This is a genomic window from Shewanella dokdonensis (genome assembly GCF_018394335.1).
In the GTDB taxonomy this organism is placed as follows: Bacteria; Pseudomonadota; Gammaproteobacteria; order Enterobacterales; family Shewanellaceae; genus Shewanella; species Shewanella dokdonensis.
On the sequence record NZ_CP074572.1, the window covers coordinates 2,620,788 to 2,639,139 of the forward strand.

At 50.0% G+C, this 18,352-nt stretch carries 18 protein-coding genes and 2 pseudogenes; 15 read left to right on the forward strand and 5 right to left on the reverse strand.

Features of this window, described 5'->3' with window-relative positions; translation table 11 throughout:
• Positions 1–184: 184 nt before the first annotated feature.
• The 3 genes and pseudogenes from acuI (at position 185) to KHX94_RS12655 (ending at position 3,735) form a co-directional block, all read left to right on the forward strand.
• Positions 185–1,169, forward strand: a pseudogene (gene acuI, locus KHX94_RS12645) (acrylyl-CoA reductase (NADPH)).
• A gap of 119 nt (positions 1,170–1,288) precedes the next feature.
• On the forward strand, positions 1,289–1,873 hold the full coding sequence (locus KHX94_RS12650) for a class I SAM-dependent methyltransferase (RefSeq protein ID WP_213680918.1): 585 nt from the start codon (positions 1,289–1,291) through the stop codon (positions 1,871–1,873).
• A gap of 929 nt (positions 1,874–2,802) precedes the next feature.
• Entirely contained in the window at positions 2,803–3,735 is a 933-nt protein-coding gene (locus KHX94_RS12655) for an FRG domain-containing protein (RefSeq protein ID WP_213680919.1), read from the forward strand.
• A gap of 460 nt (positions 3,736–4,195) precedes the next feature.
• Here KHX94_RS12655 and KHX94_RS12660 read toward each other — a convergent pair whose 3' ends face one another.
• The gene (locus KHX94_RS12660; RefSeq protein ID WP_213680920.1) at positions 4,196–6,040 is read right to left on the reverse strand and encodes a di-heme oxidoreductase family protein; all 1,845 of its coding nucleotides are present in this window, start codon (positions 6,038–6,040) and stop codon (positions 4,196–4,198) included.
• Positions 6,007–7,254, reverse strand: coding sequence for a discoidin domain-containing protein (locus KHX94_RS12665; RefSeq protein ID WP_213680921.1), 1,248 nt, complete (start codon positions 7,252–7,254; stop codon positions 6,007–6,009). The genes KHX94_RS12660 and KHX94_RS12665 overlap by 34 nt, the downstream gene beginning before the upstream one ends.
• 666 nt (positions 7,255–7,920) lie before the next feature.
• Between KHX94_RS12665 and KHX94_RS12670 the strand changes: the two genes are divergently transcribed.
• From KHX94_RS12670 to KHX94_RS12680, 3 genes are read left to right on the forward strand one after another with little or no spacing between them, the layout of a single operon-like run.
• Positions 7,921–8,253, forward strand: coding sequence for a hypothetical protein (locus KHX94_RS12670; RefSeq protein WP_213680922.1), 333 nt, complete (start codon positions 7,921–7,923; stop codon positions 8,251–8,253).
• On the forward strand, positions 8,238–8,546 hold the full coding sequence (locus tag KHX94_RS12675) for a HipA N-terminal domain-containing protein (protein WP_213680923.1): 309 nt from the start codon (positions 8,238–8,240) through the stop codon (positions 8,544–8,546). Before KHX94_RS12670 ends, KHX94_RS12675 begins: the two co-directional genes overlap by 16 nt.
• A gap of 1 nt (position 8,547) precedes the next feature.
• Positions 8,548–9,585: a HipA domain-containing protein gene (locus KHX94_RS12680; protein WP_213680924.1), complete on the forward strand. Its 1,038-nt coding sequence runs from the start codon at positions 8,548–8,550 to the stop codon at positions 9,583–9,585.
• A 544-nt stretch (positions 9,586–10,129) separates the two neighbouring features.
• Here the strand turns inward: KHX94_RS12680 and KHX94_RS12685 are convergent.
• The 3 genes and pseudogenes from KHX94_RS12685 to KHX94_RS12695 all read right to left on the reverse strand — a co-directional run bounded on the left by KHX94_RS12685 (position 10,130) and on the right by KHX94_RS12695 (position 11,316).
• The gene (locus tag KHX94_RS12685) at positions 10,130–10,333 is read right to left on the reverse strand and encodes a hypothetical protein (protein ID WP_213680925.1); all 204 of its coding nucleotides are present in this window, start codon (positions 10,331–10,333) and stop codon (positions 10,130–10,132) included.
• A 171-nt stretch (positions 10,334–10,504) separates the two neighbouring features.
• Positions 10,505–10,691: pseudogene (locus tag KHX94_RS12690) on the reverse strand (IS256 family transposase); the annotation flags it as partial.
• 319 nt (positions 10,692–11,010) lie between these two features.
• Positions 11,011–11,316, reverse strand: coding sequence for a hypothetical protein (locus KHX94_RS12695; RefSeq protein ID WP_213680926.1), 306 nt, complete (start codon positions 11,314–11,316; stop codon positions 11,011–11,013).
• A 119-nt stretch (positions 11,317–11,435) separates the two neighbouring features.
• Here KHX94_RS12695 and nifH point away from each other — a divergent pair, with 119 nt between their 5' ends.
• The 9 genes from nifH (at position 11,436) to KHX94_RS12735 (ending at position 18,341) form a co-directional block, all read left to right on the forward strand.
• Positions 11,436–12,302, forward strand: a complete 867-nt coding sequence (nifH, locus tag KHX94_RS12700) for a nitrogenase iron protein (protein WP_213680927.1) — start codon at positions 11,436–11,438, stop codon at positions 12,300–12,302.
• 48 nt (positions 12,303–12,350) lie between these two features.
• Positions 12,351–13,817, forward strand: a complete 1,467-nt coding sequence (gene nifD, locus KHX94_RS12705; protein WP_213680928.1) for a nitrogenase molybdenum-iron protein alpha chain — start codon at positions 12,351–12,353, stop codon at positions 13,815–13,817.
• Between the two features lie 74 nt (positions 13,818–13,891).
• Positions 13,892–15,463, forward strand: coding sequence for a nitrogenase molybdenum-iron protein subunit beta (gene nifK / locus KHX94_RS12710; protein ID WP_213680929.1), 1,572 nt, complete (start codon positions 13,892–13,894; stop codon positions 15,461–15,463).
• Between the two features lie 63 nt (positions 15,464–15,526).
• The gene (gene nifT, locus KHX94_RS12715) at positions 15,527–15,748 is read left to right on the forward strand and encodes a putative nitrogen fixation protein NifT (RefSeq protein WP_212594380.1); all 222 of its coding nucleotides are present in this window, start codon (positions 15,527–15,529) and stop codon (positions 15,746–15,748) included.
• A gap of 14 nt (positions 15,749–15,762) precedes the next feature.
• Positions 15,763–16,101: a dinitrogenase iron-molybdenum cofactor N-terminal domain-containing protein gene (locus KHX94_RS12720; RefSeq protein WP_213680930.1), complete on the forward strand. Its 339-nt coding sequence runs from the start codon at positions 15,763–15,765 to the stop codon at positions 16,099–16,101.
• On the forward strand, positions 16,098–16,469 hold the full coding sequence (locus tag KHX94_RS12725) for a NifB/NifX family molybdenum-iron cluster-binding protein (protein ID WP_213680931.1): 372 nt from the start codon (positions 16,098–16,100) through the stop codon (positions 16,467–16,469). Before KHX94_RS12720 ends, KHX94_RS12725 begins: the two co-directional genes overlap by 4 nt.
• Complete coding sequence (locus KHX94_RS12730) at positions 16,459–16,728, forward strand: DUF6129 family protein (RefSeq protein ID WP_213680932.1); 270 nt, start codon at positions 16,459–16,461, stop codon at positions 16,726–16,728. Before KHX94_RS12725 ends, KHX94_RS12730 begins: the two co-directional genes overlap by 11 nt.
• 198 nt (positions 16,729–16,926) lie before the next feature.
• Positions 16,927–17,253, forward strand: a complete 327-nt coding sequence (locus KHX94_RS21175; protein ID WP_280529570.1) for a nitrogenase component 1 — start codon at positions 16,927–16,929, stop codon at positions 17,251–17,253.
• The gene (locus KHX94_RS12735; RefSeq protein WP_280529571.1) at positions 17,250–18,341 is read left to right on the forward strand and encodes a nitrogenase component 1; all 1,092 of its coding nucleotides are present in this window, start codon (positions 17,250–17,252) and stop codon (positions 18,339–18,341) included. Before KHX94_RS21175 ends, KHX94_RS12735 begins: the two co-directional genes overlap by 4 nt.
• Positions 18,342–18,352: the final 11 nt, after the last annotated feature.

Sequence of the window (18,352 nt, forward strand, 5' to 3'; positions counted from 1 at the left end):
CGACCTTGAATAATCACTCCTTATTCCTTATCAATGGCGGTCTTAGGCACAAGGCTCGCGGTGGTCGTCTATAACACATACGCGCGAGGGGCGGATTTGATGGGACTAATCGCTAACTTCATTTCTGCATAAAAAACTGGTTACACTGCTGGGCACATTTACCGCCTGGTTCAGGGAGTTCTAGATGTTCAACGCATTGATAATCAATAAAGATGAACAAGGTTACCGCTGTGAATTACAACAGCTTGCAGACGCGCAATTGCCCCCGAAAACGTGTTGGTACAAGTGGCTTACAGCACACTCAATTACAAGGATGGCTTGGCGATTACCGGCCAAGGGCCGGTGGTGCGTAAATTCCCGTTAGTGCCGGGGATCGATCTCGCAGGGACTGTTATCGAAAGTGCCCACCCAGATTATCAGGCGGGTGACAAAGTGCTGCTAAATGGCTGGGGCGTTGGTGAAAATTACTGGGGCGGCTTAGCACAGTTTGCCCGTCTTAACGGCGATTGGCTGATCCCATTGCCAGAGGCTTTCTCGGCGCGCGATGCTATGGCGATTGGCACCGCCGGTTACACCGCCATGCTATGTATCATGGCGCTAGAAAAACACGGGCTAACCCCGAAAAAGGTGAGGTGCTGGTGACCGGTGCCAACGGCGGTGTCGGTACTTTTGCCATCGCCTTGCTGGCTGCCAAAGGTTATCAGGTGGTGGCGGCCACCGGGCGCCCTGAACTGGCAGATTCTCTGCAAGCCTTAGGTGCCAGTGCCATCATAGACCGCAGTGAACTGAGCCAACCGGGGAAACCTTTAGCCAAAGAACGCTGGGCGGCGGCGGTGGATTCGGTCGGCAGTCACACGCTGGCTAATGCCTGTGCTGCTACCAAAGCCGATGGTGCCGTGGCTGCCTGTGGTCTGGCGCAGGGCATGGATTTCCCGGCAACGGTCGCGCCGTTTATTTTGCGTGGTGTTAGCCTGCTGGGCATTAACAGCGTCACCCGTCCCAAGGCTGAGCGCATTGCCGCTTGGCAGCAGTTAGCCCAGTGGTTGCCTAATAAAGCCATGCTCGATCACAACACCCGTGAAATTGGCCTGAGCGAAGCCATTGCCACCGCCAGTGATTTGTTAGCCGGTAAAGTTCAGGGACGGGTGCTGGTGGACGTTAACCGTTAAGCCTGTGCGCTTGTTCGTGGTTTATGATACATTAGAAAAAATTTATAGAAGGCGGCGGTGGCCGCCGCTGTTGTTGTCGTAACCCTTGTTATGAGTGTTACAAAAACCAAGGAAGTAGTATGTGGGATGATGTCTACAATGCCGAACACTATGTGTATGGCAGTGAACCCAACGAATTTTTGCGGGCGCACAGTGCCGATCTGCCCCAAGGGCGGGTGTTGTGTATTGGTGATGGCGAAGGCCGTAACTCTGTGTATCTGGCACGACAAGGCTACCAAGTCACCGCCGTCGATCTGTCCGCTGTTGGTATTGCTAAAGCGAAGAAACTCGCGGCGCAATATGAGGTCAATGTTGACTATATTCAGGCCGATCTGGCGGATTTTAGCTTTGGCAACAAGCAGTGGGATGGCATCGTCTCTATTTTTTGTCATCTGCCAGCTGCGCTACGTAAACGTGTGCATCAGCAGGTGATTGATAGCTTAAAACCGGGCGGCGTATTCCTGTTGGAAGGCTATACAGCCAGACAATTACAATTCGGTACTGGCGGCCCCAAGGCCGTAGAAATGCTGTTGGATAAAGATGAAGTCGCTAGCGAATTAGCGGCGCTGAATATCTTGCATCTGCAAGCGTTAGATCGGCAGGTGATTGAAGGTGTTAAACACACAGGCACTGGTGCAGTGTTGCAGCTGTTAGCACAAAAGTGAGTGTGTGTTGTGAGCTTGTGTGCTCACGCAACGACTAAATAGGCTGCACCTATGCAAACTGCGTTTGCGGAAAGTCGTGATGGCTTGCGCCATACCAAGCTGGCGTTTGTGAAAGTTGTGAGCTTTCGTGCTCACACTACGGCTAAATAGGCTGCGCCTACGTGCAAACTGCGTTTGCGGAAAGTCGTGGAACTACTCGTTCCACACCTGAGGACAAGGGGACTGGACGGCCTCATCCCCTTGTCAAACCCCATGCCGCCCCACGTCGCTGAAAACTCCGCCAGCTTATGCTGAAAATCTGGCTATGCTCAGGACTCACATCCTTGTTCGACCTTCGCGCCTCGACATCCATGTCTCGGCTACGCCATTTTCAGCAACGCTTGCGGCAGCGCCGAAGGGGAATTTTGTGTTGCCCGAATATTCAGTGTGTTAGCTGGAATTAAATTAGTGGCTGTCCCCACTTTTGCTCACTAAGCTGGCGCTTGTGAAAGTCGTGAGCTTGCGTGCTCACACTACGGCTAAATAGGCTGCGCCTACGTGCAAACTGCGTTTGCGGAAAGTCGTGGAACTACTCGTTCCACACCTGAGCCAAAGGGCGATGCTCGTCCCTCGCCCTTTGGAAACCCGACGACGCCCCACGTCGCTGAAAACTCCGCCAGCTTATGCCAGAAAATCTGGCTATGCTCAGGACTCACATCCTTGTTCGACCTTCGCGCCTCGACATCCATGTCTCGGCTACGCCATTTTCTGCAACGCTTGCGGCAGCGCCAAGGGGAATTTTGTGTTGCCTGAATATTCAGTGTGTTAGCTGGAATTAAATTGGTGGCCGCACCCATTTTTTAGCCTCCATTTTTTTATGTTATTAATAAGTGATTTATCCATGCTATAGTTATTAATTCTAATATCTATAGAAATTTAAATGGATTTTTATGGTAGAAATTAATAGTCTTTCAGATGCTATAGATGTAACGAAAAACATAGGTGGTAACTTATGGTTTAGAGGACACTCAGACATCAGTTATAAGCTAATACCAAGTGTGTTAAGAAATATGGATGGAAAGCTCTATGATGAATCAAGGCTAATTAAGGAGTTTATTAGAAGAAATCCAGAAGCTAAAGATAAGCATAATAACATACTAGAACTTCTCACTTATGCTCAGCATTATGGGCTACCTACAAGATTATTAGACTGGACAGAAAACCTTTTAGTTGCATTATATTTTGCATGTTCATCTAAAAATCACAAAGATGGCAACCTATTTATTTTAGATTCTAAAAAAAGAAAATTTGAAAACTTTGAATATTTAATTTCAAATATTGATTTCTGGGAAACCTTAGTAATATTAGATGGAAATGAAATTGTATTTTCGTTTCTTAGTGCTAAAGAGATGCTAATTAACAAGATAATTGAGTTGCAAATCAAGGAAGACAAGGTAAATAGTAAGATACATACATACTTTAATGATTTAAAATTTGACGAAATAGTTAAAATTAAAGGCAGTCTTGAGAATCATTATTGTACAAATGACGATCCCGTAAATCTAACTTTTGAAGTGGGCGATTCAATTAGTAGATTAAATGACTCTATCTTTTTATATCAACCGCCAATGATTAATAAGAGACTTATTAGTCAGGCTGGATGCTTTACTATACATACAGGAAAATACATTTATAATCGCGATCTAATACCCACTGTAGATGCTCAAGAAGCATGTCCAGAAATGATAAAATCATATACCATTCCAGCCACATCTAAAGAAAACATTCTTTATGAATTAAGGATGTGTGGCATTCATCATTCAACAATATTTCCAGAACTGGAATATCTAACAGCTGATATTAAATCTTACTGTATGTTTTAATTTAACAAATGGGCATAAAAACTTTTTTCGTGGTACTTTCAAATTCAGTCTTCAACTGGGAAATTGTGCTCATTCTCATTTCATTGATCAGATTTTTCAGGGAAATAGCGTAATTCCCAGCACAGATGAACCAGTGACCGTCCGAGGCAGGACGCCGAGGATCGAGCGCCCATGGATGGGTTCACAGCGTGTCACTGGATCATCTGTGCATGCGCCCGCTGCAGGCGATTTAGTACGACAGAGCATATTGGTAATAGCCATATCGTCAAGGCAACACCTTTATGGCTGCAAGCCATAAACAAAAAGATCAAAACGAGGTTTTGACTAACCTCACTAATCCTAGATATAAAAGATGCTTCAACCACTTGGGATTAAATTGGTGGATGTCCTCATTTTTCTTCTGAGTCACAGCGATTACAAAAACGCTGGTCAACGCAAGGCTGACCAGCGTAAGAAGCCATTACAAAGATTTAAGGAAAGCCAGCAAGTCTTGTCGCTCCTGTGCGGTGAGCGCGGCGAACCGTTGTTTACTGGCTTCTCCCTCGCCGCCATGCCATAGGATCGCTTCGGTGAGATTGCGTGCGCGGCTGTCGTGCAAGTAGCCCACAGGTGTACCCGCGGCGACATATTCAGTGTAGCCGATCCCCCACAACGGTGAGGTACGCCACATGTTGCCGCGTGCCAAACCTTCTTCAAAGTCATCAGCTAGCTCGTCACCCATATCGTGCAGTAGCAGATCGGTATAGGGTTTGATGGTTTGATTACGCACCTCGGCGAACTCGGACGTGGCACCGGTTTGTAGCTCCACCACGTGGCAGCTGTTACAACGGATATCACTAAACAGTTGCTGCCCTTTGGTAATCGACTCTGGATTGACATCCAGATAGGCCAGCGGCGCCACGCCTTTGGGGAAACCACTAACAAGGCTACGTTGTGCTGGAACCCCCAACAGCTGCAAATACTGCGTCATACGCTCTACGGCTTCCGCAGAAAGACCCACTTCAGTACCGGCTGCGGCGTTGCAATGTGCCGAGCCTGCCAGACATTGCCGATTAGGATAAGCCGCTGAGGTGACTGACATATCCAGTAGTGCAGCATTGGTGACCTGATGGCGCAAGCTCACTTTACTGGCTTTCCAACCATAACGGCCAAGATGTACCGCGCCAGTTTCTGGGTCATAGCCATAGTTGGCGACACCTTGCACGCCATCTTCATCAGGCGTGCTGCGCACGCGGGATAAAATCTCCGCATCGGGGATAGCTTCCAACAGCCCCATGCCGATCATCGGCTGCGCCGAACGCACCGAATACACCGCCGGGGTGGGGCCTTCAAACGCCACTTTGGGTTTACGCAGTTCTACCACAGTACCGTCGCCCAGTACGGCGGAGGAATACTCAAATCCCGCTAGCCACACCGCATTACCCCAGTTTTCGACTGCGCCAGAAGTGGTCGAACGGGCGTTCATCTGCACCGCAACACCATAATGGCTATCTGGCCAGTAGGTGCCAGCGGCGGTTGACTCAGCCGTGCGCACTGCCATGGTATCGAGCCGTTGATTGATTACGGTTGGCGCGGCACTGCGGCCGTTATTGATGTGGCAGCCAAAACAGGACGATTGGTTAAAGCGTGGTCCTTGCAGCTGCATGCCGGCATCATTGCGATCGTTATCCGCCTCATTATGTTCGCCAGTCCATAAATTGGTGTGGATCCAGCGGCGCCCCTCAACAAAGCGCTGCATGTTTTCCATCGCAATGGTGGTGTGCGGTTGTTGGAACATAAATGCGGCGTTATCGGCGTAATCATAGGAGATGGAGCCCGTGCCACCTTGCAGGGTTTCCACTGGTAATGGTTGGTTTTTCAGGCGTGGCTGCACGCCATACCAAGGACGCAATCCTTGGCCCATCACGTAGGTCATTTCGTTGGTGTAATAGCGATAGCCGTGACGGTCACCCGCCGCATCCATAATCTCACGGGTGGTAAAAAACGAACTGGAGAACTCCAACACATCGCCTTTGACCAATGGGCGAGAGTCAATGGTGTTGCCATTTGGTGCCATGACACCGTTGGCATCGGGCGAATTGTCGCGGTGGCCGGGAAAGGTATCGAACAACACGCTACAACCGTCGTTAGCGCCAATAACATCGTTGTAGCCGCTGTCAGGGCGTAGCAGTGCGCCATTGGCGGGCTTAGCAACGACCGGACAGGGCGCGCCATCGGTGAGATAGGTGGAATCATCCAATAAATCACCGGGGCTCATCCAGCCATATCCGGTCACATAGGGATTATCAAAACCGCGGACAAACACGTGTCCGCCACCTTTTGCGGTTGCTGAAAGTATTGGTTAACCACTAACTTAGGATGGAGCACACCTGCGACATTGCTGTCGTCGATGATCTCTACGCCCCAAGTGCGCAACTGAAAATAGTTAGCTACAAAATTGAGATGTGCCCCGGGCCCTTTATCGCGCGGATTACCTGCTGCATCGACGGTATCATTCACGCCATAGCCCATTTCGTTCCAGTCTTCACCACGTTCCCGCGCATGACGAGAGCGGCCCACCATGCCAAAACGCGTCACTAAACGGCCATCAGGCAGCGAAAACTGTGTTGATTCGATTGGTTCAGCAAATTGCGGCAGTGGCGTTAGCCCCGCGCCAGACATCGGAAACGCTATCGCAGAGGTTGCCAGCGGCAGCAGCGAATTATCGGCCGCAGGCGCGCGGAACTCCGCCTCAAATAGCGAATAGCCATATTGCGTGGCGCGGCTTATTCCCTGCAAACGGAGATAACGGGCATAAATGCCCAAATTGTAGAACTGCTCAGTGTCGCCTTGAGCATCGACCACATAACGCAGTTGATACCAAGTCTCGGCATCATCAGAGATGTAGATGGCATACTCCGTTGCATGGGCGCGTTCCCACAGCAGCTTCATATAGCCAATCGCGGTTTTACTGCCAAAATCAAACTGTAACCACGCCGCGTCAGGGTCAATGGCGGTGTTATTCCACGCACTCTCCCATCGGCTTTGCAGGTCGCCATCAATGGCTTTGGCGGCGGTATTGGTGTCATTTTCATCGCCCGAAGAGGTCGCTGCCACTGGCGTGATCAACGCTGCCTCGGTCGCGGCAATCACCGCACTGCGGGTCGATTTAGCTGCTTGGCGCTGCTGACCCACTTGGAAGTCGGCGGGCAAGCGTAAGCTCGCGGGCGGTGGTGGTAATGAGGGCGCATCTGCGCGAGGCAAGGGTACGGCGCTGGTCAGTGCTGGAGCCTCCAATGGCGGCAGATTTTCATCTTCGGGGACTGGCGTCACCGGTGTATCACCCGGTTCAGGATCTGGCGTCTCACCCGGTTCAGGTTCCGGTGTTGTCACCGGTGGTGCGGGCTGCGGTGCAACCTCGGCGTTATCATCACCGCCACCACAACCCGTAAGTAGGCTGCTGAGTAAGGGCAACATGATTGCCCAACGTATTTTCGAGCGAAGGTAAACTTGGTTTTCGGTCAGCAAATGCAGTTCCATTGTTATTGTTCCTTCCCAGTAAAATCAGCGGGTGTATATAGGCTTACTTCATCAGGTGGTGAGTGACTGCAATTGGCGATGACGCTCACCGTACTCCTCATTTCGTCGCAATCTCTGCTTAGCAGCATACAGCAGTGCTCACACTAATATTAGCGACATAAAATGTAGGTTTATTGATTTATGGAGCGAGAAATTTGTTTTTGCGGCTGGAGACAATCAAAGACGGTGGCATTTGAGTACGCGAAAGGGTTTCGCGCTTTTCTCTTGTCATAAGTAACGCCATAAATCGCTCAGATTTGCCTTTGGATATCCATTCTTCTTAGAGCCAGGGATTGCTCTCTATTACCCTTTTACGTTCATAATTTTGAGCTTAAAAACTAATAATTATCATATATGTATATAATTTTGATGTTTTTATATTGAAAATTTATAATTTTGAACAAATTAATAAATTTATATGTTTTTGTATAAAATATTTATCATTTGACTATCTGTGTATATAATTTTATATATTTTAAGATAAATATTGGTTATATGTTCATTTTTTGTGCACGAAAGCGCCTTAATATGAACGAGCAGCTACCTTGCTTGTTACTGCTTTAGTCACAAACAGGCGTTCAAGCAATTCATCAGACGGCGGCATTCAATCAGCACGTTGGGGACAGCATGAATAACGACGCATTAGAGAATATTGAAAGGCTACAGCGGCAGTTGCTTGAGTCTGTGAAGCAGTTGGACGAAATGAAGCGAGAGTTAACCCGCTCCATTGATCAACATAAGTATCAATCGCTCTATGAGATTTCCAATACATCGGAGCTTGGCAAACTGTTGGCAGAATTCCGCATCAAGGAGCGGATAGAAGTGTCAGATCTTGCGCTACAGTCAGACGCTTCAAGAGGCACGATTACCCGTATCCTTGATGATCCCAAAGGCACATCCATCGCCACGGTGCTAACGGTTGTCGAGGCGCTTGGAGGCAAATTATGTATCGCAAAGTGATGGTGTTGCTGCATGGCGTTCATGCGGGAGATCTTACCCAGCAGGACGATCAGTATTCATTTCAGTATCTTGCCGACTACGCCGGCCCCCGCATTTCCCTCAGCCTGCCCGTAAGAACTGAACCCTATGTTTCACAGGGGGCACTGCATCCCTATTTTTCATCTTTAGCACCTGAGGGATGGCTGCGCCGGGTGTATAGCAACCAACAAAAAATTGATGAAAACGATTTGCTGGGCATATTGATGGAAAACGGTGACAACCTTTTGGGTGCAATCCAGATAAAAGGGTACTGACATGTCTAACTGTCGCATTACGCTGCAAACGTTGTTGACCCCCGCCGAGCAGAAAACCGGCTTCTCCAAAGCGGGGATGAAGGCGTTAGCGGGGGCATCCCGTATTAGCTTTGAACTGCCGTTCACCGCTGCCGAATTTGTACAACAAAAACCAGCGAAGCAGAAAGGCATGAGCATTTCTGGCGCGCAACCCAAATTACAGTTAACACTCGATGTCGCCAAGCGACACTTTGATATTATCGACAGCCAAGGCGACTTCATACTTAAGCCCTCACCACCCGAATTTCCTTATTTGGCAGAGAACGAGCACTGCATTATGTCGGTGATGAAACAACTTAAGTTTGTTGTGCCGCCGTTTGGTATGTTGCAATTTGCGCCTGAGGCGGGCAAAGCAGTTGAGTATGCGTTTGTCATCAAGCGATTTGATCGTGCCGCAGATGGCAGCAAAATTCATCAAGAGCAGTTAGATGGGGCCATGAATATAGCGGAAAAATATGGCCGAATTGATGCGGGCAAGCAGATGGTTAGCTATGAGACCATTGGCCGATTTTTAAAAGACCACAACGTAATAAAAACCTTGGTCGATGTGCGCGATTTCTTTCGTCGGGTGGCCTACGCATATTTACTGGGTAATAACGACTTACACCTGCGTAATTTCGGCATTGTGGCGCTCAATAGACTCGCTCCTGTTTATGATTTTGTCAGTGTTGCGCCATATCCCACTTACTTCGCTTCTGGTTACCTTGCTTTGCCACTTTTAACCATCGAAGAAGGTGAGCAGCAACTGGCGCCAGGGTTTGAAACTGCCTATGGCGAATACCTCGGGATCGACTTTTTGCAGTTTGCCAAAGGCATCGGCTTAAGCGAGAAATTCGCTTTGGCCATTATTCAGCGAGATTTTCCTAAAGAGGCTGACAAGGTGCTGTCAGTTATCAATGACTCGCATATGCCAGAAGAGATGAAAGCTGTTGTCAGCAATTGCTTTAGACAACGCTCCAATCGTATGCAGATAGTTAGCACAGAGCAAATTGATGTGTAGCACATCTAAGGCCGTTTGGGGGCGCGAAACGGTTTCGAGCTTTTATCGCAAACGCTGTTTGCGAATGCTGCTTGAAGTTTCCGTGTTTAGAATTCTCGGCGTACTCCTGCCAAGTCTGTGTTGTTCTTAGTTATTACACGGCGAATGGCTCGACTGCTCGATGTTTGCCCAACGCACCTGTGCCGCGCCAAGGGAAATTGGTGTTGCCTGTAAATTCGGTGTGTTAGTTGGATTAAATTGGTGGCTGTCCTCATTTTTAGCTGTCCTCATTTTTACCGCGTTTTATCTAGCAAAAACTATCTAACTCATAAAAACATCAGTTTAAATAAGAAAGCTAAAGCTATTAGATTCATAGCAATTTTCCAAGATTTTCTAAATCCAGCCAAAACAATTGCCATATACACCAATAAAAAGGCCGAAGAAAAAATGATGTTGCTAGAAATCATGTAGCATAAGAAAACAACTAATATATAAATAAAATCCAACATGCTAGCACTAAATTTCACCATAAACTCCGTCACAAGGAGGGGGGACATTATATCAATTACTTAGTTGCCATTTGATTCATTGCTGAACCAAGCCAATAGCCCGAGGTAAATGCAGCAGCAACTGCTAACGCCGGAGCCGCTGCTGATTTAGCAAAAGCACCACCTAATGCACTAACAGCCCCCATAAAACTAATGGTATTCTCGGCATTAATCTCACCACCAGATACACAGTTCAAATCTTCAGAAGTTAACAATTCCATGGTTTACTCCAATTATTTTTGTGTCAGATAATAAAGACCAACAGCTGCTATTACAAACACTCCACCAGTAAATGCGGCGGCACCACCGAGAGCTACAGCCATAGAAGTTGTGCCAATAGTTGCGAGTCCAGTAGCCATTCCGAGGGTGTTCAATATTCTGAGTCAGCTTGGTCACAGATCGATATGAGGATCTAAGCGCCCCCGAAGTGTATCGACAACAGTGACAGATTCCGATTTTGTACTGGGTGCGCCAATGCTCTGATGCCCGCAAGATACCGGCATAAAGCAGCTTAAGCAAACTGTTTTCATTTGCAAATCCACCCTTGGTTTTGGTCAGCTTACGGAACTGGCGAAAAATGGGACTGGCGAAAAATGGGGACAGCCACCAATTTAACCTCGGCTAACATACTGAATTTTCAGACAACGCCAATTCCCCCTTCGGCGCGGCGAAGGAGCGTTGGGCAGCCATTGAGCAATCGAGATATGGCCGCTCTTGGACATCCATGTCCTTCGCGACATTTGGGCTTCCTGCCCGGCAGATATCGAGAAGCAACGTTGAGCCATGGAGGGCGAATCGGTGCGATTTGCGAAAATGGCAAACCATAAGCCCGTAGCGTTTCGCGGCGTGGGGCGTCGTCGGGGTTATAAGGGCGAATACTCATCTACGATGAGTGCGCTTATGAGCGCGAGCCATGGATGGCGAGCTGGCCGTTAAACATGGATGTTGTTGCGGGACGAGCATCGCCCTTTGGCTCTGGTGTGGAACGAGCAGTTCCACGACTTTCGCAAACGCAGTTTGCCATCAATCCAATCACGCAGTGATAAACTCCGCGCAGGATGACCTGAGTCATCCACCCACCAATGTGACAAGTCCGCCGCACAAGCAAACTCAACTGACCCAGCAGACCCAACAAACTTGTTTCAAACACGACAATTCCCTTGGGTTTTGTTGTCTGCCACTCCCATTGTTCGTTAACTAACAAAAATAAAACCTTTTAAATTCAATAGTATGTTTAAATTTTGTTAATTGGCTTAATTTTCGCACAACCGTTGCCGAATTGTTTTTATCCAACATGGGAGGAACCAAGATGGCAATTCGTCAATGTGCGATTTACGGGAAAGGGGGATTGGCAAATCCACCACCACCCAGAACCTGGTAGCGGCACTGGCCGAACTGGGTAAGAAAGTCATGATCATCGGTTGTGACCCTAAAGCCGACTCGACTCGTCTGATCCTGCACTCCAAAGCGCAGAACACCATCATGGAAACCGCAGCAGAAGCCGGTTCGGTAGAAGATATCGAATTGGAAGATGTACTGAAAATCGGTTACGGCGATGTGCGTTGTGTGGAATCAGGTGGCCCAGAGCCAGGTGTTGGTTGTGCGGGTCGTGGGGTAATCACCGCGATTAACTTCCTCGAAGAAGAGGGCGCTTATGAAGACGACTTGGACTTTGTTTTCTATGACGTGTTGGGTGACGTGGTGTGCGGTGGTTTCGCTATGCCCATCCGTGAAAACAAAGCGCAGGAAATCTACATCGTCTGCTCTGGTGAGATGATGGCGATGTATGCCGCTAACAACATCTCTAAAGGTATCTGCAAGTACGCAGCCACGGGTGGTGTGCGCTTGGCAGGGCTTATCTGTAACTCTCGTAACACTGACCGTGAAGATGAACTGATCATGGCGCTGGCGGCCAAGATTGGCACTCAGATGATCCATTTTGTGCCGCGCGACAACATAGTACAGCGCGCTGAAATCCGCCGTATGACGGTTATTGAATACGATCCTAACTGCAAGCAGGCGGATGAGTATCGCACGCTGGCGCGCAAGATCATCGATAACAAAATGTTCGTGGTACCTAATCCGGTCACCATGGATGAACTGGAAGATCTGCTGATGGAGTTCGGTATCCTCGAAGAGGAAGATGAAACCATCATCGGTAAAACTGCGGCGGAAGAAAACGCGGCCTAAGGTCAGTGGTTTTCAGCCTCTCCTGCATCAGTTAATGAGGAATCAGCGATGTCGATGAGCAAAGCAGAAACCCAGGCCTTGATTGACGAGGTACTGGAAGTTTATCCGGCGGCGGCGAAAAAGGATCGCGCTAAGCATTTGGCGGTAAACGACCCAGAGCAAGCCGGTAGTAAATGTGTCACCTCTAACCGTAAATCCCTGCCCGGGGTGATGACCATTCGTGGTTGTTCTTACGCCGGTTCTAAAGGGGTAGTTTGGGGGCCAGTAAAAGATATGATCCATATCTCTCACGGGCCTATCGGTTGCGGTCAGTATTCCCGCGCCGGTCGTCGTAACTACTATTCTGGCACTACTGGGGTAGACAGTTTCGGCACCCTTAACTTCACTACCGATTTTCAGGAACGCGACATCGTGTTCGGTGGCGACAAGAAACTCGCCGCTGCCATTGATGAGTTGGAACAACTGTTCCCGCTGTCTAAAGGCATTTCGGTTCAATCTGAATGTCCGGTTGGGCTTATCGGTGACGATATCGAAGCGGTGGCCAAAACCAAAAGCGCTGAAATCGGCAAAACCATTGTGCCGGTGCGTTGCGAAGGTTTCCGCGGAGTATCGCAGTCGTTAGGGCACCATATCGCCAACGATACCATCCGCGATCACGTGTTGGAAAAATCCGCTGACAAAGCGTTTGAATCCACGCCTTATGACGTTGCCATTATTGGTGATTACAACATCGGCGGTGACGCTTGGTCTTCCCGCATCATTCTGGAAGATATGGGGTTACGCGTGGTGGCGCAGTGGTCTGGTGACGGTACGTTAGCCGAGATGGAAAACACCCCGCATGTCAAACTCAACCTGGTGCATTGCTATCGTTCTATGAACTATATCGTGCGCTACATGGAAGAGAAAAACGGTATTCCGTGGATTGAATACAACCTGTTTGGCCCCACCAAAATTGCCGAATCGATGCGCAAGATTGCCACCTTCTTTGACGACAAGATCAAGGCGCAAACGGAGGCCGTCATTAAGCGCTATCAGGCACAGTGGGATCAGGTGATTGCCAAATACCGTCCACGTCTAGAAGGCAAAACCGTCATGTTGTACGTCGGTGGTTTACGGCCACGTCACATCATCGGTGCCTATGAAGATCTGGGCATGGAAATCGTCGGTGCGGGTTATGAATTTGCCCACAACGATGACTATGTCAAAACCGCGCCTGAATTGAAGGAAGCTACCTTACTGTTTGACGATGCCAGTGCTTACGAACTGGAAACCTTCGTCAAAAAGCTGAAACCCGATTTAGTGGGTTCCGGCGTTAAAGAAAAGTATGTGTTCCAGAAAATGGGCTTTCCGTTCCGCCAGATGCACAGCTGGGATTATTCCGGCCCTTACCACGGTGTGGATGGTTTTGCCATTTTCGCCCGCGATATGGATCTGACCATCAACAATCCATGCTGGAGCAAGATGCAGGCCCCTTGGGTTAAGGCGGAAGCTGACAGTTTGCAACAGTCAGCATAAGACAGGCTGAGTTATGTTCAGCCCGGATAACCGAGCCGGGGTTCACGGATTAGTGGCACGGCAGGAGAAGAGTCATGACGCAAAAAGTTGAAGATATCAAAACCGGTTATGCCCTGTTCCGGCAACCGGAATATCAGGAGCTACTCGCGGGTAAGCGGGATGCTTTTGAAGAAAGCGTAGATGCCGACAAAGTCAAAGAGGTGTTTGACTGGACGACAACCAAGGAATACCAAGAGCTTAACTTTAACCGTAAGCACATCACCATCGACCCCGCCAAGGCGTGTCAGCCATTGGGGGCGGTACTCTGTGCCCTGGGATTTGAAAATACTCTGCCCTATGTGCATGGGTCCCAGGGTTGTGTGGCTTACTTCAGAACCTATTTCAACCGTCACTTCAAAGAGCCGGTCGCCTGTGTTTCCGACTCCATGACTGAAGACGCTGCGGTATTCGGCGGCCAGAAAAACATGTTTGCTGGTCTCGAAAACGCTTATGCGCTCTATAAGCCGGAAGTGATCGCGGTATCCACCACCTGCATGGCCGAAGTGATTGGTGATGACCTTAATGCGTTCATTGGTAACGCCAAGAAAGAAGGTCATCTGCCGGAAAGCGTGCCAACCCCGTTTGCCCATACGCCAAGCTTTGTGGGCAGCCATGTCACCGGTTGGGATGGAATGTTTGAAGGTTTTCTACGCTATTTCACGCTCAACGAGATGGCTGACAAGACGGTCGGTAGCAACGGCAAAATCAACATTGTGCCGGGCTTTGAAACCTATCTTGGCAACTATCGCGTCATCCATCGCATGCTGAAAGAGATGGATGTGGACTACTCCTTCCTGTGCGACCCCTCAGAAGTGCTAGATACGCCTGCCGATGGCGAATATCGCATGTATGCCGGTGGCACGCCGCTGGCTGAGCTGAAAGATGCACCCAATGCCATTACCACGTTGTTGCTGCAACCCGATCAGTTGTCAAAAACCAAAAAGTTTGTCACTGACACCTGGAAGCAGGAAGTCCCAGACCTGCAAATCCCAATGGGGCTGGAATGGACGGACAACTTCGTGATGAAAGTGGCGGAGTTGACCGGCAAGCCCATTCCGGCGTCCATCACCAAGGAACGTGGCCGGCTGGTGGACATGATGACCGATTCTCACACCTGGCTGCACGGCGTGACTATCTCGCTGTTTGGTGACCCAGACTATCTCACCGGGATGTGCAAGTTCCTCACCGAGTTGGGCTGCGAAGTGAAACACGTACTGTGTCATAACGGCAGCAAGCGCTGGCGTAAGCAGATGGAAGCCCTGCTGGCGGAAACCCCTTACGGCCAAGATGCGCAGGTGTTTACTGGCAAAGATTTGTGGCACTTCCGTTCGCTGATGTTTACTGAAAAACCGGATCTGATGATCGGCAACTCCTACGGTAAATTCATCGAGCGTGATACCAAAGCCAAGGGGGCCGAGTTTGAAGTACCCTTGGTCCGTATCGGCTTCCCGATCTTTGACCGTCACCACCTGCATCGTCAATCGACTCTGGGCTACGAAGGAGCCATGTACATCCTCACTACCTTGGTGAACGAAGTGCTGGCCAAGCTGGATCGCGACACGATGGAACTGGGCAAAACAGATTTTGCCTTTGACCTGGTGCGTTAAGCAAAACGCCGGTGACAGCGATGCCACCGGCAATATTTCTGGTAACGGCTTGAGGAAAACACCATGGCAAATGTGATGATCCAGTACAACGAGCAGGGCGCGCTGTGTCTGTACCTGCCGAAAAAGGATTTGGAAGAAGCGATCACCCACTTTGAATTCGACACTGCCGAGCAATGGGGCGGAGAAGTCCATCTGGCGGGCGGCGCTATTTACTATATCGATCCCATCCCGGCACCGGAAAGGTTGCCGATTACCGTGCGTGCCAAACGGCTCCAAGCCGCGTAAAGGAGGAATGGGCGATGATGCAACAACCTTTGATTTCCGATGAAGCCGCGCTGCGCATTGCCCTGGCAGTACGGAACTTGCCGGATGTGGGATTAGGCGCGCTGTTGGATCTGCTGTTGCAGCATCTGGGCGAACCTTTATCGGCAGAAAAACTGGCGGCTATTTCACCTAAATCGTTTCGGGTGATGGTGTCTTCACTTAGCGAAGCGCCCACTCGCCGCGATGTGTCATCGGCGTTGGCAATCCTTACCAATAGTGAGGTGGAGGAACTGGATGCGCCACAACTGCGGCTGTTACCGCCGTTAGTCGGCCCCAAGCTCACGGTGGCGATTACCTCCAATCAGGGGAAATGATCAACGGTCATTACGGCTCCTGTATGCGGGTGCTGGTGTACGAAGTGAATGCCTATGCTCATCAGTTGGTGGATGTGCGCAATATTGATGGCGGTTTGCAGGGCGAAGCCCGCGCCGAATATATGCTGAACCAGCTCAAGGGGTGTCAGATGCTGTTTACCCTATCCATCGGTGGCCCAGCCGCAGCCAAAGTGACCCGTGCCAATATCCACCCGGTGAAAAAAATGATGCCAGTCGCCGCCGCTGAAGCATTAACGGAACTGAGCCTGGTGCTCAGCCACAATCCGCCACCTTGGATCTGCAAGCTGTTGGGGATCACCTCCAGCCAGAATGAACTGCAATTCGAGGAGCAATGGGATGACGCTTGAGCATGAAATAGAAACCATTGGCTCACGTATTGCGCAAGAATCAGCCATTGATGAAGCACTGCTGAGCCGGATGCGGGCCGCTTACCCGCAGTGGCGCTTCACCTTATGCAGTGAAGATGACACCGGCGAACGTGAGCCCTATCTCAGCTTCAATGGCTTCGATCTACATCTGGTACGCCTGTCAACAACCGGCTGTGCCAGCCTCACTCCCTGGCCGGAACAGTGTTCTGGCATTTTGATTGCGCTACATAGCGCCTGACATATTGTCGCTTTGGGCTGTAAGTGTTCGCCTTTGTCGCATATACGACAAAGGCGTTTTTTGTTGGTTAGCTGACAAACTAACAACATAAATAAAACAATGGCTTAGTTATTGGCTTCGGATTTGCACTGTTACCTGTAACCCCGTATCCGACTAACAATCTGTGCGGATGATACGGTAACCGAGTAGGGAGGGAGCATGAAACTATCTGAGATCCGGCTGCTACAGGACGAGCCAGCCTGCGAACACAACAGTGGTAAAAAGAGTGGTTGTTCCCGTCCCAAGCCCGGTGCCACATCCGGTGGTTGCTGTTTTGATGGCGCGCAGATCAGCCTGTTGCCGATTGCCGATGTGGGCCACATAGTGCACGGCCCTATCGCCTGTGCCGGTAACAGTTGGAACAACCGCGGTACTCGCGCCATCGGTGCTAACCTGTTTCGTTTAGGCTTTACCACTGACCTCAATGAGCAAGACGTGATTATGGGCCGCGCCGAAAACGCCTGTTACACGCTATCAAGCAGTTGATTGAACAACATAATCCGCCAGCAGTATTTGTGTATATGACCTGCGTGCCCGCAATGGAGGGCAACGATATTGCCGCTATCTGCAAACTGGCGCAGGAACGTTGGGGCATTCCGGTGGTGCCGGTCGATGCCGCCGGATTCTATGGCAACAAAAATTTTGGTAACCGCATTGCTGGCAGTGTGATGATGAAATATGTCATCGGCACCGCCGAGCCTCCGGCCAAACCCTTAATGAAACATGACCCCAGCCGCCATGTGCACGACATAGTGTTGATTGGTGAGTACAACATCGCCGGCGAGTTTTGGCATGTGTCGCCGCTGTTGGAAGAACTGGGGTTGCGGGTGTTGTGCTGTATGGCGGGCGATACTCAATTTCACCAAATTCAGACCATGCACCGCGCCGATGCGGCGATGGTGGTGTGTTCCAGAGCGCAAATCAATGTCGCACGACTGCTGCAAGAACAGTGGGGCGTACCTTGGTTTGAGGGCAGCTTCTACGGTATATCCGACACCTCGGCTGCGCTGCGTCACTTTGCCGCGTTACTGCATGACGACCAACTCAGTGCTCATGTTGAACAAGTGATCGCCCGTGAAGAAGACCGGGTGCGCGCCGCGTTACGGCCATATCGCGAGCAACTCGAAGGCAAAAAAGCGCTGCTCTACACCGGCGGCGTTAAGTCTTGGTCAGTGATTTCCGCGCTCAATGAACTTGGCATTGAAGTGGTGGCTACTGGCACTAAAAAATCCACCCAGGCCGATAAACAACGTATCACCGAGATCATGGGCGAAAACGCGCTGATGCTGGACGAAGGTGGTGCCCGCTTACTGCTCAATACCTGTCGGCAGCACAACGCTGACTTGATGATTGCTGGTGGCCGCAACATGTACACCGCGCTGAAAGGCCGCTTGCCGTTTCTCGACATCAACCAAGAACGGCACCACGCCTATGCTGGCTACGAAGGCATGATCACTCTGGCAGCCGAATTGGTGCGTACTCTCAATAGCCCGATTTGGGGCGCGGTACGCAGTCAGGCGCCTTGGCAACAAAATTCTGGTGCTGAGCCAGTCGCAGCACTTTACGGTCAATAAGCGGAGGCGGT